This window comes from Amycolatopsis sp. NPDC051045 (assembly GCF_040682955.1).
Lineage (GTDB): Bacteria > Actinomycetota > Actinomycetes > Mycobacteriales > Pseudonocardiaceae > Amycolatopsis.
This window is the reverse complement of sequence record NZ_JBFBCC010000015.1, coordinates 1-15,740: the sequence shown is the minus strand read 5'-3', so window position 1 is coordinate 15,740 and position 15,740 is coordinate 1. Positions and strand designations below refer to the sequence as shown.

Sequence of the window (15,740 nt, the reverse complement as noted above, 5' to 3'; positions counted from 1 at the left end):
AGCGCGCGAAAGTTGTCGGGGTCGGCGGATATCCTGCACTACGGTGCAGGCGAGTCCGCACCACCACCAGCACTTTCGCGAGCCACGATCCGGGAGAACGACCCTGTGACTGCCGAGACCTTGTACGGGGCCGACGACCTGACGCATCTCGAGGGTCTCGAAGCCGTCCGCAAACGACCCGGGATGTACATCGGCTCCACCGACAGCCGGGGCATCAACCACCTCTTCGCCGAGGTGGTGGACAACTCGACGGACGAGGGTGTCGCCGGCTACGCGACGAAGATCGTCGTCACGCTGCACGCCGACAGCAGCGTCCAGGTGGACGACGACGGCCGGGGCATCCCGACCGGCACCCACGCCAAGTCCGGTTTGTCCGGCGTCGAGCTGGTGCTGACGCGCCTGCACGCCGGCGGCAAGTTCGGCGGCTCCGGTTACAAGACCTCCGGCGGCCTGCACGGCGTCGGCGCTTCGGCGGTCAACGCGCTGTCGCACCGCTTCGACGTCACGGTGAAGCAGGACGGCAAGGTCCACCAGATGTCGTTCAAGCACGGCGTCCCCGGCACGTTCGACGGACCGGGCCCGAAGGCCAAGTTCACCCGCCGGTCCGGGCTGAACCTCGTCGGCAAGATGAAGCGCGGCGAACGCAGCGGCACGTCGATCCGCTACTGGTACGACGCGCGCTACTTCGAGGCCGGCGCGGCGCTCGACGTCGAAGGCGTGCGGGCGAAGCTGCGCAACACCGCGTTCCTCGTCCCCGGCGTCACGTACGTGCTGCGCACGGCGATCGAGGACACGATCAACGAGGAGACCTTCTCCTTCCCGCACGGCCTGGTCGACATGGTCGACTTCCTCGCCCCGTCGGGCGAGAAGCCGGTCTGCGGCACGCTGCTGATCACCGGCGAAGGCACGTACAAGGAGAACGCGGCGGACGCGGCGGGCGTCATGCAGTCCAATGTGGAGCGCCGCGCCGAGATCGAGGTGGCGCTGCGCTGGGGCACCGGCTACGAGCGCACCGTCGAGTGCTTCACCAACACGATCCGCAACGTCCACGGCGGCACGCACCGCCGCGGCTTCGACCGCGCGCTGACGAAGGCGATGCAGGAGGCGATCTCCAAGACCCGCGGGCTGCTCAAGCCCAAGGAGGACATGCCGACGACCGAGGACGTCCTGGAGGGCATGACCGCCGTCGTGCACGTCCGGCTGCCGGAGCCGCAGTTCACCTCGCAGACCAAGGACGAGCTGTCCACCGCCGGGATCACCCGCGTGCTGCAGGGCATCGTCGACAAGCACGTCAAGGCGTGGACCGAGGACCGCAAGACGAAGTCCGAGGCCAAGGTCGTGCTGCAGAAGGTGGTCGACGCCTCCCGCGTCCGGCTCACCCAGAAGCAGCAGAAGGACGCCGCCCGGCGCAAGACCGCGCTGGAAGGCGCGGCGATGCCGCCGAAGCTGGTCGACTGCCGCACCACCGGCGTCGCCCGCAGCGAGCTGTTCCTGGTCGAGGGGGACAGCGCGCTGGGGTCGGCGCGGATGGCGCGCGTGTCGGAGTACCAGGCGCTGCTCCCGCTGCGCGGCAAGATCCTCAACGTCCAGAAGGCGTCGCTCGGCGACACGCTGAAGAACGCCGAAATCGCGTCGATCGTCCAGGTGCTCGGCGCGGGCACCGGGCGCACGTTCGACCTGACGACCATGCGCTACGGCCGGGTGATCCTGATGGCCGACGCCGACGTCGACGGCTCGCACATCCGCACGCTGCTGATCACGCTGTTCGCGAAGTACATGCGCCCGGTGATCGAGGACGGCCGGCTGTACGCGGCGATGCCGCCGCTGCACAAGCTCGTCACGAAGGGCCGCAACCCGGAGACGCACTTCACCTTCACGCAGCGGGAGATGGAGCAGAAGTTCGCCGAGCTGGAGAAGGCGGGCAAGAGCATCGTCACCCCGGTGCCGCGGTTCAAGGGGCTCGGCGAGATGGACGCCGACGAGCTGTGGGAGACCACGATGAACCCGGCCACGCGCTCGGTGCGCCGCATCACCATGGACGACGCCGAGGCCGCCGAGGGGGCGCTGGAACTGCTGATGGGCGAGAAGGTCGAGCCCCGGCGGAACTGGCTGGTCGCCTCGTCCGACCGGGTCGACCGCGAAGCCATCGACGCCTAAACTTTCTCAGCTACCAAGGAGTTCTGCCGTGGCACGCCGCAAGGGCACCACCACCAAGGTCGATCCGAGCGCGTTCGACACCGCCGGGGCGCAGGTCTTCGAGAACCCGCTGAAGACCGAAATCGAAGACTCGTACCTGGAATACGCGTACTCGGTCATCCACTCACGCGCCCTGCCGGACGCGCGGGACGGGCTGAAGCCGGTGCACCGCCGGATCCTGTACTCGATGAACGAGAACGGCTACCGCCCGACGCACGCGTACGTGAAGTCGTCGCGCGTGGTCGGCGACGTGATGGGCAAGTACCACCCGCACGGTGACGTCGCGATCTACGACGCGATGGTGCGGCTGGCGCAGGACTTCTCGCTGAACGTGCCGTTGATCGACGGCCACGGAAACTTCGGTAGCCCGGACGACGGACCGGCCGCCTCGCGTTACACCGAAGCGCGGATGTCGCCCGAAGCCATGCAGCTGGTCGGCGAGCTCGGCGAGGACACCGTCGACTTCCGGCCGAACTACGACGGTTCGCTCGAAGAGCCGACCGTGCTGCCGGCGGCGTTCCCGAACCTGCTGGTCAACGGCACGTCCGGGATCGCGGTCGGGATGGCGACCAACATGATCCCGCACAACCTCGGCGAGGTCGTCGCCGCGGCGCGGTGGCTGATCACCCACCCGTCGGCGACGCTCGACAAGCTGATGGAGTTCGTGCCCGGCCCCGACCTGCCGACCGGCGGCAAGCTGCTGGGCCTGGACGAGGTGCGCCGCGCCTACGAGACCGGCCGCGGCGTGGTCCGGATGCGCGCGAGCGTCGAGACCGGGCCCCTGGAGGGCAGCCGCGGGCGGCAGGCGATCACCGTCACCGAGCTGCCCTACGGCGTCGGGCCGGAGAAGGTGATCGAGAAGATCACCGACGAGGTCAACAAGTCCAAGCGGCTCACCGGCATCGCCGACGTCAAGGACCTCACCGACCGCGAGAACGGCACGCGGCTGGTCATCGAGTGCAAGGTCGGTGTCAACCCGCAGGCGTTGCTGGCCGACCTCTACCGGCTCACGCCGCTGGAGCAGTCCTTCGGCATCAACAACCTGGTGCTCGTCGACGGCCAGCCGCAGACCCTGGGTCTGAAGGAGCTCCTGGAGGTCTTCCTCCGGCACCGCTACGACGTCGTCACGCGGCGGACGAAGTACCGGCGGCGCAAGCGCGAAGAGCGCCTGCACCTGGTCGACGGCCTGCTGATCGCGCTGCTGAACATCGACAAGGTGATCAAGCTCATCCGCGAGAGCGAGAACGCGCAGGCCGCGAAGGACGGCCTGATGACGCGCTTCAAGCTGTCGGAGATCCAGGCGACGTACATCCTGGACACGCCGCTGCGCCGGCTGACCAAGTACGACCGGCTCGAGCTGGAGTCGGAGCAGGAGCGGCTGCGCGAGGAGATCGCGGAGCTGTCCAAGATCCTCGACGACGAGTCGGTGCTGAAGAAGCTGGTCTCGTCGGAGCTGGCGAAGATCGCGAAGGACTTCCCGACCGAGCGCCGCACCGCGCTGATCGACGGCGACCTGAAGGAGGTACTGGCCGCCTCGAAGCCGTCCGGGCCCCTGGAGGTCGCGGACGACCCGTGCCAGGTGATCCTGTCGGCGACCGGGCTGGTGGCCCGCACCGCGGCCGAGTCCGAAGAGGCGACAGAGACGCGTCGCCGCAACGGCCGCGTGAAGCACGACGCGGTGGCGGCGCTGGTCCACACGACCGCGCGGGGGCAGGTGCTGCTGGTGACCAGCCGCGGCCGGGCGTTCAAGACGGACGTGCTGCCGCTGCCGGTGCTGCCCGAGCAGGCCGGCACGGTGTCGCTGCGCGGCGGTATGGCGGCCCGCGAGCTGGTGCCCTTGGAGAAGGGCGAAACGGTCGTCGGCATCGCGCCGCTGGGCGAGCAGGCGGCGGCCTCCCCGGGCCTGGCGCTCGGCACCCGGGCCGGCGTCGTGAAGATCTGTTCGCCGGAGTGGCCGGTCCGTTCGGACGAGTTCGAGGTGATCAGCCTTAAGGACGGCGACGAAGTCGTCGGCGCGACGTGGCTGACGGACGGCTCGGAGACACTGGCGTTCGTGTCGTCGGAGGCGTCCCTGCTGAAGTACCCGGCCTCGCTGGTCCGCCCCCAGGGCCTCAAGGGCGGCGGCATGGCGGGCATCAACGTGGGTTCGGGTGCGGTGGTGTTCTTCGGCGCGGTCCGCACGGACGACGACGAACACGGCGAGCCGATGGTGATCACCTCGACGGGTCAGAGCGTGAAGGTGACCCCGTTCAGCGAGTACCCGGCCAAGGGCCGGGCCACGGGCGGCGTCCGCGCCCACCGGTTCCTCAAGGGCGAGACGGCTCTGCGAGTGGCTTGGATCGGCCCCCGCCCAGCGGGTTCGGCCCGCAACGGCGACCCGGTGGAACTCCCGGAGGTGGACGTCCGCCGCGACGGTTCGGGCCACGCCCACCCCGGCCCGGACGTGGTGGGCCACCTCATCGAACGCGACTGAGCGTGCAGGCCACCTCGGGAGTCCCGAGGTGGCCTGCCCACCCGGCTAGCCGACCTTGAACGACTGAGCGGCGCTGCCGCTGCAGGCCGCCTGGACCAGCTGGACACTGTCCGCGGTGGACGATCCCGGCACGGTCAAGCACTTGCCGCTGTGCCGGGCGACGAAGTGGTAGTAGCCGCCGCCCTCGGACACCGGCTGCCACTGCTGGTTGCCGCCGCCGCTGTAGGACCACAGCTGCAGCCCGGCGTTGTCCGTCGTCGCCACGTTCGTGACGTCGATGACCTGGGCGGGGTTCGTCCGGCTGTCGATCCGGTCGTAGCCACCGCTGGTCGGGGCGAACCGGTACTGCTGAGCCGTGGTGCCGTTGCAGGTGTACTGCTGGATCACGGTGCCGTTGGCGCTGCTCGCACCGCGCGCGTCGACGCACTTGCCGGACGCCTTGTTCGTCACGGCGTACCAGGCCGACGGGTCGATCGTGCCGGGATCGGTCGGCGTGGTCGAGCCACCACCGAGCCACTTCAGGCCGTCGAGCACGAACCGGTTCTGGTCGGCGCTTTCGAACGTCGACGACAGCGCGGTGTTCGTGTCGTAGTTCATCGCGTTGTGGCCGAAGTTGGCGTAGAGCATCTTGAAGTTCTTGTTCGTCCACGCGATCGGGTAGTAGCCGCTGTACCAGGTCTGGTTCGGGTCGGTGCCGATCGGGAAGGTGGACTGATCCATCGACGCCAGGACGGTGATATTGCTGTTCTGGCGCAGGTCGTTCTGCCAGGCGTACCACTCCGACGTCGACGACCGGATCGTCGCCGGCAGGTGCACCGTCGAGGCGTGCGTGCGGTTCTCGATCCGCAGCGTCTCCGGGGTCGGGCCCCACGTGTTCGACGTGAACCGGCCGGTGCCGAGGAAGTCGTTGTGGAACCAGTTGGCGTACGACGGCGTGGAGCTGTCGTTGTAGGCGGTGACGTGGAAGCCGAAGAACCCGCCGCCGGCCTGCATGTACCGCTGGAAGCCCTGGAACTGCGCCTGCGACTGCGGCTGGTCGTCGAGGAACAGCACCACCTGGTACTGGTCCGGGGTGAGGGTGGTGAGCCGGTTCCAGTCGGTCGTGGCGGTGTAGGTGAAGCCGTTGGCCGCCGCCTGCTGCGGGAACCAGACGTTCGCTTCCTTCTCGAAGCTGATGTGCGCGGCGTCGTAGCTGCCGCTGTAGAAGGCCAGGACCTTGAACGGTGTCGCGGCTTCCACGGCGGGGCTCGCGAAGCTGAGCCCGAGGCAGGCCGCGAGGAAGGCCAATATCCTGATCAAGGGACGGCGAGGCATGCGTGTTCCTTCCGGTGGGGGACGGGGATCACCAGTGGCGCGAGTAGTGCAGGCCGAAGCCGAACGGGAACAGCGCGGGCTTACCGTCGCCGGCGTTGATCGGCTGCTGGTCGGCGCTGCGCATCCAGGTCACCGGCAGCTTGCCGGTCGGGTTGTAGTCGCCGAAGAGGACGTCGGCCACCCCCTGCCCTTCGCTGCCCGGCAGCCACGACTCGACGAGCCCGGCCCAGTCCGGCAGCTGCGCCGCGATGTCGAGCGGGCGCCCGGACACCAGCACGACCACCGTCGGCACGCCGGAGTCCTTCAGCTTCTGCAGCGTGGCGAGGTCGGTGGCGTCCAGCCCCATCCCTTGGGGACGGTCGCCCTTGCCTTCGGCGTACGGCGTCTCCCCCACGACCGCGACGGCGACGTCGTAGCTGGAGTCGATCCCCGTGCCGTCCTTGGCGTAGGTCACCGTCGACGACTTCTGCCGCATGCCCTGCAGGATGGTCGTGCCGGGGATGACCGGCCCGCTCGTGCCCTGCCAGCCGACGGTCCAGCCGCCGGACTGGTTGCCGAGGTCGTCGGCGCTCTTGCCGGCCACGAAGATCTTGCCCCGCCGGGAAAGCGGGAGGACGTGGCCCTCGTTCTTCAGCAGCACCTGGGATTCCCGCACGGCCTGGCGCGCGAGGTCGCGGTGCGGCTTGCTGCCGATCGTGTTCAGGAACCGCCGGTCGGTCAGCGGGTGCTCGAACAGGCCGAGCTCGAACTTCTTGGTGAGGATGCGGCGGTTGGCGTCGTCGATCCGGGACATCGGCACGCGGCCGTCCTGGACGAGGGTGCGCAGCGTGTCGATGAACTTCTGCCACTCGTAGGGCACCATCACCATGTCGATGCCGGCGTTGATCGAGGCTTCGACCTCTTCGGGGGTGAACCCGCTCTTGCCGTCGATCTTGTCGACGCCGTTGTAGTCCGAAACGACGATCCCGGTGAAGCCGAGTTCCTTCTTGAGGACCTCGTTGATCAGGTAGGACCCGGCGTGCATCTTGACGCCGTTCCAGCTGCTGTAGGAGATCATCACCGAGCCGACGCCGCGCTGGACGGCGGCCTTGAACGGCGGCAGGTGGATCTGGCGCAGTTCTTGTTCGCCGATCTCGGTGTTGCCCTCGTTGACGCCGCCGGTGGTGCCGCCGTCGCCGACGTAGTGCTTGGCGGTGGCCAGCACCGAGCCCGGCTGGTTCAGCTTGCGCCCCTGCAGGCCGGTGATGATCGACGTCATCTGCGTGGCCAGCTGCGGGACTTCGCCGAAGGACTCGTAGGTGCGGCCCCAGCGGTCGTTGCGGGCGACGCACAGGCAGGGGGCGAAGTCCCAGTCGATGCCGGTGCCGGAGACCTCTTCGGCGGTGGCGCGGCCGATCTTCTCGACCAGCCGCGGATCGCGCGTCGCGCCGAGGCCGATGTTGTGCGGGAAGACCGTGGCGCCGTAGAGGCCGTTGTGGCCGTGGACCGCGTCGACGCCGTAGATGAGCGGGATGCCCAGCGGCGTGGCGAGCGCGGCCTTCTGGAAGCCGTCGTACATGTCCGCCCAGGTGACGGGCGTGTTGGGGATCGGCTGCGAGCTCCCGCCCGAGAGCAGCGAGCCGAGCCTGCCGGTGGTGACGTCCGCCGGGCTTTTGACCCCGAGGCGTTCGGCCTGCATCATCTGGCCGAGCTTGTCGTCGAGGGTCATCCGGCCCAGCAGGTCGGCCACCCGGATCTTGACCGGGCGCCGGGAATCCTTGTAGGCCGGGCCGTTCCCGGCGAGCGCGGGGGTTTCCGACGCCAGCAGCAACCCCACCGCCAGCGCGCCGATGCCGAGCCTGCGTCCGAGGCGCATGCGGGTCCTCCTCGTCGAGAGACCAAAATTCACGCCTTGAATTAATGCATAGGCGCCGGTGGTTGGTCCAGACCTCTGAGCGAACTCGGGTGCCAGTCAGCGGGATTGTGCCTCCGGTCAGAAGTTGGCCTAATTGCGCCGTACGGTCGCCTCATGACTCGCGAACACGACGACCTGCTGCAGCTCCTCGCCGAAGTCCGGAAGCGCTTGCTGATCCCCGCCCGGGACATCTCGGACTCCGACGCGGCCAAGCGGACGACGGTCAGCGAACTGACCCTGGGCGGCCTGATCCGCCACCTGGCCACGGGCGAACGCCTGTGGCTGCAGATCCTCCGCACCGGCGACGGCAGCCTCCCGGAGGGCATGCTGGACACCACGCAGTACACGATGAGCGAGACGCTGTCGCACTGGCTGGCGGCTTACTCGGAGGCCGCCGCCGCCACGGATGCGTACGTGGCTTCGCTGCCCTCGCTGGACGTCGAGGTCCAGCTGCCGGCGACACCGTGGTCGCCGCCGGAACCCCAGTTCTGGTCGGCCCGCCGGATAGTCCTGCACCTGATCCACGAGACGGCCCAGCACGCGGGCCACGCGGACATCATCCGGGAATCCCTGGACGGCGCGAACTCCACCGCCCAGCTGGCCTGACGCACCGCTGTGGACAAGCCCGGCCGAGACGGCGAAACCGCCGGTGCCCCCGGGTAGCGTGGAAAACGGGGGCTGCTCAGCGATCCGAACGCAGCGAGGCCGGGTCGAAGGACTCCCAGTAGGCGTCCTCGTCCCCGGCGCTCGAAGGCGCCGGTTCCGCCGAAGCCGCACCGAGGCGTTCGGCCCGCTGCCGCTGGAACTCCTCGACCGTCATGCCCGGGTCGTCGTCCTCCGCGCGGGCCGGCGCCGGGATGCCCGTCATCTGCTCGATCATGGCCGTCATGTCCTCGCCGAGCAGCAGGGCGACCTTGTTGTAGCCGTCCTGGGTCGCTTCGCGCATGGCCGCCTGGGCGATCTCCACCACCAGCGGCCCCAGGCGCTCGCCCAGGTTCACCGCCGACGGGGCCAGCCACAGCCGCAGGAGCTTGCCGCGGGCGTCGACCGTGACCTCGACCTGCCCGTCGATGTCGTGGGCCGTGCCGGAAGCCGACGCGAGCAGCTCCTCCACCCGGGCCATCGCCTCTTCGCGGGCGCGGGCCTGGGCGATCAGCTGGCGGGTCGTGATCACCTCGGTCCCCCTCCGTACGAGTAGGTCTCGGCGTCCGGGTCGTCGTCCGGGATCGGTTCGTAGCCCAGGGTTTCCAGCTGCGCCGCGTCCACCACCGGGGCCAGCGCGTGGTACATCCGGTCACCCGCGCGCCGGGTCGCGCGCTGGGCCAGCTCGAATATCCGGTCGGCGAGCACTGCCGACCCGTGCCGCAGCGCCGAGCGGTGGATGGTGAGCCCGGTCAGCAATCCGCCGGGCGCCACCTGGACTTCGATGGTGCTGTCCGGAGACGAAGCCTTGCCCACCACCGGACCCGAGCGCGCCACACGAGCAGAAGCCTCCGCACCCGCGCGCGATGCCTGCTCGGCGACGCGGGCCGCGGCCAGGTCGATGTCGAAGTCAGCCAAGGAACGTCACCCCGTCGGGCGGTAGAAGCCGATGAACGACTGTCCCGCGTTCGTGGTGCGGATCTTGCTGATCTGCACCGGGTCACCGGCCTCGATCATCTGGCCGTCGCCGATCACCATCGCCACGTGCCCGGACCACACGACGAGGTCGCCGGGCAGCAGCTGGTCGATCGAGGGCACCTCGGCCCCGACCGTCTGCTGCGCCGCCGTCCGCGGCAGCTGCATGCCCGCGTCCTGGTACGACGTCATGGTCAGCCCGCTGCAGTCCAGGCCGACGCCCCGGGCGGTGCCGCCCCAGACGTACGGCACGCCGAGCTGCGAGAGCGCGTTGCGCACGGCCTTGGCCGCGGTTTCGTTCGGCGCCATGACCTGCTTGCCGCCGGGCAGGTTGATCGCGACGCCGGTGCCGGGCTGCGGCGGGATCGCGACCGGCAGCCGCGGCTTGTGCACCGCGCCGCCGCCACCGCCGCCGCCACCTCCCCCACCGCCGCCGCCCCCGCCGTCGGAGCCGCCGGAGTAGCCGCTGCTGCTGTTGAACGACGACCCGACCTTCGTCGCCGACGCGCTGCTGGCCGACGTCGACTGCTCTTCGCCACCGAGCCGGGTGCCGATGGCGGTGAGGTCGTTGATCGTCTGCTCGCTGAACGTCGCGGCCTGGCCGGTGAGCTGGCTGATCTTGGTCTGCAGCTTCATCAGGATGTCGCGCGAAGCGGCGCCGCGGCTCTCCGGCGGCTGGATGGTCTTGACCGCTTCCAGCGCCTTCATCGACGCCGAGATCTCTTTGATGATCTGGTCGCGGATCTGGTCGTTCTTGATCTCGCCGACGTGCAGCGTCTCGGCGGCTTCGGTGACCGCCTTCTCGATCTCGGCGCTTTCGTCGAGGAGGTCCTGGACCTCTTTCTCGAGACTCTGCGACGTCGCCGTGGCGCGGTCGGTCGTCGAACCCGAGCTGGCGGAAACGAGGTTGACGCGCTGGGCCGAGGCGTGGTCGCGGGTCGTGCCGACCGACGTCTGCAGGGCGATGTGCGCGTCCCGCGCGCCACCGATGGCGGCCGGGTCGTGGCGCAGCTTCTGCGCGAACTGGTTGGTCGTGTCCAGGCCGTGCCGGACGAGCTGGTCGGTGTGCTCGGTCACGCGTCCTGCCCGAGGTCGCCGCCGAGCCGCCGGACGACGTCGCCGTGCTCGGCCTCGACCGCCGTGTAGTTGCGGTCGGTCTGCCGGGCGGCTTCGCCGACCTGCCGCCAGCCGCCGCCGACGCGGTGCATCTTCTCCTGCAGCGCGCGCATCCGGCCGCTGTAGGCGCCGGAGAAGCCGGACTCGCCGCCCATCTCCGAGAAGCCGTGGCCGCCGAGGGTCACGTTCGGGCCGACGTGCCTCTCCGCGGCCCCCTTGACGTCTTCACCGAGCGGATCGACTTCGCGCGCGTACCGCGTGTACGCGCCGTCGTCGACGTGAAACCCCGAATGCGAACCGTCCACTGGCCCTCCCTGTCACCGGAGGTGCGACGCGCACGCGGCGCCCCCGGTTCCCCTTTGCGGGATTCAGCCTAGTCCACGGTCCGCACCCGGGTGGGCGAATTGCCCGGAGTCAGCCGGTGACCTTCTTGAGCCAGTCCGGGTCCTGCCAGGAGACGATCGAGCCGTTCGCGGTGACCGTCGGCGTGCCGAACCCGCGCTGGCCGCCGCCGAAGTCCTGCTCCAGCTTCGGGTCGCTCCCGATCTGCTGGAACGCGGCGTTGAGCTGCTGGTCGTAGGTGCCGGCGTTGACCGTCTCGGCGAACTGCGGGTCGGTGATCCCGACGTTCTTGCCGAGCTCGATCAGCTGCGCCTTGTCGTAGCCGCGCTTGCCCTCCTCGGGCTGGTTGGCGAACAGCGCGTCGTGGAACGGGACGAACTTGCCGGCGTCGGCCGCGGCGAGCGCCGCGTTCGCCGAGTCCAGCGAGTAGCCCGGCGGGCTCGACCGGTCGTTGAGCAGCGGCACCATGTGGTAGCGCACCTGCAGCTTGCCGTCGTTGACCGCCTGCTCGATCCCGCTCTTGTACTGCTTTTCGAACTGCCCGCAGATCGGGCAGAGGAAGTCGGCGTAGACGTCGATCGAGGCCTTGGCGCCGGTCTTGCCCACGGTGACGACGACGCCGTCACGCTTCTGGGTGACATCCGACGCCAGTGCGCTGCTGGTCTCGCCGGGGCCGATGATCTGCCCCTCGGTCTTGTTCTTGTCCGAAATCGTCCAGATCACCCCGCCGATCACGAGCGCGGCCACGACGACCACGGCCCCGATCCCGATGATCCACTTCCGCCGGTCGCCGGACGCCTCACGGGCCTGCGCGACCACCTTCGGACCGGCCTGCGCCGCCTGACGACGCTTCCGAGCGGTCCGCTCAGCTCCACCCACTGTGTATCAATTCCCTTCCGCGATACCCGAGTAGTCGGGCTCGGGCTCGGTGGAGTTCCCGCGATCTCGCGCGAGCCAGCCGTCGAGTGACAGCCAGGTGCGCGGGCGCGCCAGCAGCCAGACGGCGAGCAGCGCGAACCCGGTGTCGCGGAGGATCTCCTGCGGGTACTCCGTCTGCCCGGCCGCCACGTGGCCGCCGCCCCCGAAGCACCCGCAGTCGATGCTCAAGCCGCGCGCCCACGATTGGGCGATGCCGGCGATGAGCACGAGCAGCAGCCCCAGCGCGGCGCCGGCGGCCCACCGGGTCGCCAGGCCCGCCAGCAGGAACAGCCCGAGCACGAGTTCGACGAGCGGCAGCGCGATGGCCACCACGTTTTCGAGGGTGCCCGGCAGCACGTCGTACGCCTGCACGGCGATCAACGTCTGCCCCGGATCCGCCAGCTTCAGCGCACCGGAAACGAGCCAGACGGCCGCCAGCCCGAGCCGGGCGAGCGTGCCGACGGCGTTCAGCACGGGTTGGGACGGTCGCACCACGCACCTAGGCTAACGGGGGGACCTGAGAACTTCGTGAGGCAGGACAGCGGCGGAGGGAGCGGCTGGATGCGGTGGCGCACGCTCCTCGGCTCGGCTTTGCTCCTGGTCACGGCGTCGGCGTGCGGTCCGCGCGCCGTCTCGCCCACCGACTCGCTCGTCACCCGGGCGAGTGCCTCGGATCACCTGACCATCGGCATCCGGTTCGACGCGCCGGGGCTTTCGGAGCACACCGTGGACGGCCGCTTCGTCGGATTCGACGTCGATGTCGCCACTTTCGTCGCGAGTGAGCTCGGCGTCTCCGCGAAGGACATCACGTGGCGGGAGACGACGTCGGCGACGCGGGAAACGGACCTCACCTCCGGCACGGTCGACCTGGTCGTGGCGACCTATTCGATCACCGACAAGCGCAAGCAGCAGGTGTCGTTCGCCGGCCCGTACTTCACCACGGGCCAGGACCTGCTGGTGCGGCGGACGTCGGCCGACATCGCCGGGCCGGAGGCGCTCAACGGGCGGCGGCTGTGCTCGGTCACCGGCTCGACGCCGGCGCAGCAGGTGAAGGACAAGTTCGCCCAGGCCGTCCAGCTGGTCGAGTACCCGCGGTACTCCGACTGCGTGACCGCCCTGCTCGCCGGGCAGATCGACGCGGTGACCACGGACGCGGTCATCCTGGCCGGCTACGTCGCGCGCGATCCGGAGCTGCTGAAGATCGTCGGGAAGCCGTTCTCGAAGGAGAACTACGGCATCGGCCTGCGCAAGGGCGACACCCAGGGGGTGGCCGCGGTCGACGACGCGATCCGGAAGATGATCTCCTCCGGCGAATGGCTGCGCTCGCTCAACGCGAACATCGGCCCGTCCGGTCACCAGCTGCCCCCACCCCCCGAGGTCACGCCGAAGTGAAGCTCCCCGACCTGCCGGTCCGGTCCGTCCTGCCCGATGTCGTGGCCGCGCTGGACGCCCACGGTGCCGCGGTGCTCGTGGCGCCACCCGGCACGGGCAAGACGACGCTGGTCCCGCTGGCGCTGGCGGCGGCGGGTGCCGGCCGGATCGTGGTCGCCGAGCCGCGGCGGCTGGCGGCGCGGGCCGCCGCGGCCCGGATGGCGGCGATCCTCGGGGAGCCCGTCGGCGAGACCGTCGGGTACGCGGTGCGCGGCGACCGGAAGGTGTCCGCGCGGACCCGGATCGAAGTCGTGACGTCGGGGCTGCTGGTGCGGCGCGTGCAGGGCGACCCGGAGCTGCCCGGCGTCTCGACGGTGTTGCTCGACGAGTGCCACGAGCGGCACCTGGACGCGGACCTGCTGCTCGCGTTGCTCCTGGACGTCCGCGCCGGGCTGCGCGAAGACCTGAGGCTGCTGGCGACGTCGGCGACGGTGGCGGCCGGACGGCTCGCTTCGTTGCTCGGCGACGCCCCGGTGGTGACGGCTTCGGCGCGGACCTACCCGGTGACGTTCTCGTACGTTCCGCCGGCGCGCGGTGAGCGCATCGAGGCCTGTGTCGCCCGGGCGGTGCGGACGGCGCTGTCTTCGGGCGACGGCGACGTACTCGCTTTCCTTCCCGGCGCGGGTGAAATCGCGCGGACATCGGGACTGCTACGACAGTTTGAATCGGACACTGTAGACGTACTGCCGCTGCACGGCCGGTTGTCGGCGGCGCACCAGGACGACGCGCTGCGGCCGCGTTCGGGGCGCCGGGTGGTGCTGGCGACGGCGGTGGCGGAGTCGAGCCTGACGGTGCCGGGCGTGCGCGCGGTGGTGGACTCGGGGCTGGCGCGCGTGCCGCGGGTCGACCACCGGCGCGGGTTGCCGGGCCTGGCCACGGTCCGGGTCTCGGCGGCGGTGGCGACGCAGCGGTCGGGCCGCGCGGGTCGTGAGGCGCCCGGGCGGGCGTACCGCTGCTGGGCCGAGCACGAGCAGGCGACGCTGCCGGCGTACCCCGAGCCGGAGATCCGCACGGCCGAGCTGGGCCGGCTGGCGCTGGAGCTGGCGTGCTGGTCGACGCCGGACGGCAGCGGGCTGGCCTGGTGGGATCCGCCGGGCGAGGGCGCACTGGCGGCGGGCCGGGCCCTGCTGGTGACGCTGGGGGCAACGGACGCTTCGGGAGCGGTGACCCCGCGCGGACGGCGGATGGCCGAGCTGGGCCTGCACCCGCGGCTGGCTCGCGCACTGCTGGACGGAACCGAGTCCGTGGGCGCACGCAACGCGGCGGAGGTGGTGGCGCTGCTGGACGCGGGCGCGACGCTGACGGACGTGGCCGCGGAGCTGCGCCGCCTGCGCTCGGCTACGGACGAGCCCGCGCGGCGCTGGAAGCGCGAAGTCCAGCGGCTCACCAAGCTCGTCAGAGGTGAAGGAAAGCCCGACCCCGCACTGGTCGTCGCCCTCGCCCACCCCGAGCGGCTCGCCAAACGGCGTCCCGGCGGGGCTCCCGTCTACCTCATGGCCGGCGGCACCGCCGCCGAGCTCCCACCCGGCAGCGGCCTCGACTCCGAATGGCTCGCCGTCGCCGAAGCGACCCGCGACCCCGGCCGCGTGCACGGCACCATCCGCCTGGCCGCGGCCGCCGACGAAGCCCTCGCCGTCCGCGCCGGCGCCGTGTCCGAAGTGGACGAAATCACCTGGGACGGTGATGTCGTCGCCCGGCGGGTCCGCAAGCTCGGCGCCATCGTCCTGTCCGAAAAGCCCCTCAAGAACGCCGACGTCCACGACGCCCTCGTGACCGGCCTCCGCGAACAGGGGCTCGGCCTCCTGAGGTGGAGCCAGGACGCGACCCGCCTCCGCGAGCGGATGGCCTTCCTCCACCGCATCCTCGGCGAGCGGTGGCCCGCGGTGGACGACGCGACCCTGCTGTCCGATGTGGACCGCTGGCTGAACCTCGGCCACGCCCGCCGGAAAGCCGACCTCGCGAACATCGACGCGGGCCCGGCGTTGAAGGCCCTGCTGCCCTGGCCGGAAGCGGCGAAGCTGGACGACCTCGCCCCCGACCGCCTCGAAGTGCCGTCGGGCTCGCGCATCCGCGTCGACTACACCGGCGACCGGCCGGTCCTGGCCGTGAAGCTCCAGGAAACCTTCGGCTGGACCGAAACCCCGGTGCTCGCCGGGGTTCCGGTGGTGCTGCACCTGCTCTCCCCGGCCGGCCGGCCCGCGGCGATCACCGCCGACCTCGCGGGCTTCTGGACGTCGGGCTACCCGGCCGTGCGCGCCGACCTGCGCGGCCGCTACCCGAAGCACCCCTGGCCGGAGGACCCCGCCGCCGCCGTCCCGACCCGGCACACCCGCCGCCGGGGTGCCTAGATGTGATGTCCGGGGAGGTTGGTCAGCCGGGTGATGGGTGGCTTGCCTCCGACGGATGAGTGGGGTCGGTGGTGATTGTAGAAGTGCAGCC

The 15,740-nt window shown here is 70.5% G+C and carries 13 protein-coding genes; 5 read left to right on the top strand and 8 right to left on the bottom strand.

The genetic code is table 11. The features are described from left to right. Positions 1–105: 105 nt before the first annotated feature. Both AB0M80_RS30250 and AB0M80_RS30245 read left to right on the top strand, forming a co-directional pair. Positions 106–2,157, top strand: a complete 2,052-nt coding sequence (locus AB0M80_RS30250; protein ID WP_364571734.1) for a DNA topoisomerase IV subunit B — start codon at positions 106–108, stop codon at positions 2,155–2,157. Between the two features lie 28 nt (positions 2,158–2,185). Beyond that, positions 2,186–4,669: a DNA topoisomerase (ATP-hydrolyzing) gene (locus tag AB0M80_RS30245; RefSeq protein WP_364571732.1), complete on the top strand. Its 2,484-nt coding sequence runs from the start codon at positions 2,186–2,188 to the stop codon at positions 4,667–4,669. Positions 4,670–4,714: 45 nt separating this feature from the next. Here AB0M80_RS30245 and AB0M80_RS30240 read toward each other — a convergent pair whose 3' ends face one another. Both AB0M80_RS30240 and AB0M80_RS30235 read right to left on the bottom strand, forming a co-directional pair. Continuing rightward, positions 4,715–5,983, bottom strand: coding sequence for an RICIN domain-containing protein (locus tag AB0M80_RS30240; protein ID WP_364571730.1), 1,269 nt, complete (start codon positions 5,981–5,983; stop codon positions 4,715–4,717). Positions 5,984–6,011: 28 nt separating this feature from the next. Continuing rightward, a complete protein-coding gene (locus AB0M80_RS30235) occupies positions 6,012–7,838 on the bottom strand; it encodes a glycoside hydrolase family 3 N-terminal domain-containing protein (RefSeq protein ID WP_364571728.1) in 1,827 nt (608 codons plus the stop codon). Between the two features lie 153 nt (positions 7,839–7,991). Here AB0M80_RS30235 and AB0M80_RS30230 point away from each other — a divergent pair, with 153 nt between their 5' ends. Then, positions 7,992–8,483: a DUF664 domain-containing protein gene (locus AB0M80_RS30230; RefSeq protein ID WP_364571726.1), complete on the top strand. Its 492-nt coding sequence runs from the start codon at positions 7,992–7,994 to the stop codon at positions 8,481–8,483. Between the two features lie 76 nt (positions 8,484–8,559). Here AB0M80_RS30230 and AB0M80_RS30225 read toward each other — a convergent pair whose 3' ends face one another. The 6 genes from AB0M80_RS30225 to AB0M80_RS30200 form a co-directional block, all read right to left on the bottom strand. Then, positions 8,560–9,051, bottom strand: coding sequence for a YbaB/EbfC family nucleoid-associated protein (locus AB0M80_RS30225; RefSeq protein WP_364571724.1), 492 nt, complete (start codon positions 9,049–9,051; stop codon positions 8,560–8,562). Then, on the bottom strand, positions 9,048–9,437 hold the full coding sequence (locus AB0M80_RS30220) for a YbaB/EbfC family DNA-binding protein (protein WP_364571722.1): 390 nt from the start codon (positions 9,435–9,437) through the stop codon (positions 9,048–9,050). Before AB0M80_RS30220 ends, AB0M80_RS30225 begins: the two co-directional genes overlap by 4 nt. Positions 9,438–9,443: 6 nt before the next feature. After that, the gene (locus tag AB0M80_RS30215) at positions 9,444–10,571 is read right to left on the bottom strand and encodes a C40 family peptidase (protein WP_364571720.1); all 1,128 of its coding nucleotides are present in this window, start codon (positions 10,569–10,571) and stop codon (positions 9,444–9,446) included. Further along, the gene (locus AB0M80_RS30210; protein WP_364571718.1) at positions 10,568–10,915 is read right to left on the bottom strand and encodes a hypothetical protein; all 348 of its coding nucleotides are present in this window, start codon (positions 10,913–10,915) and stop codon (positions 10,568–10,570) included. The genes AB0M80_RS30215 and AB0M80_RS30210 overlap by 4 nt, the downstream gene beginning before the upstream one ends. A 109-nt stretch (positions 10,916–11,024) precedes the next feature. Then, the gene (locus tag AB0M80_RS30205; protein WP_364571716.1) at positions 11,025–11,771 is read right to left on the bottom strand and encodes a thioredoxin domain-containing protein; all 747 of its coding nucleotides are present in this window, start codon (positions 11,769–11,771) and stop codon (positions 11,025–11,027) included. Between the two features lie 66 nt (positions 11,772–11,837). After that, entirely contained in the window at positions 11,838–12,344 is a 507-nt protein-coding gene (locus tag AB0M80_RS30200) for a MauE/DoxX family redox-associated membrane protein (protein ID WP_364572168.1), read from the bottom strand. An 87-nt stretch (positions 12,345–12,431) separates the two neighbouring features. Between AB0M80_RS30200 and AB0M80_RS30195 the strand changes: the two genes are divergently transcribed. Continuing rightward, positions 12,432–13,262 carry a glutamate ABC transporter substrate-binding protein gene (locus tag AB0M80_RS30195; RefSeq protein WP_364571714.1) on the top strand — a complete coding sequence of 277 codons (831 nt, stop codon included), beginning with the start codon at positions 12,432–12,434 and terminating at the stop codon, positions 13,260–13,262. Next, positions 13,259–15,649, top strand: coding sequence for an ATP-dependent helicase HrpB (gene hrpB / locus AB0M80_RS30190; RefSeq protein ID WP_364571713.1), 2,391 nt, complete (start codon positions 13,259–13,261; stop codon positions 15,647–15,649). The genes AB0M80_RS30195 and hrpB overlap by 4 nt, the downstream gene beginning before the upstream one ends. Positions 15,650–15,740: the final 91 nt, after the last annotated feature.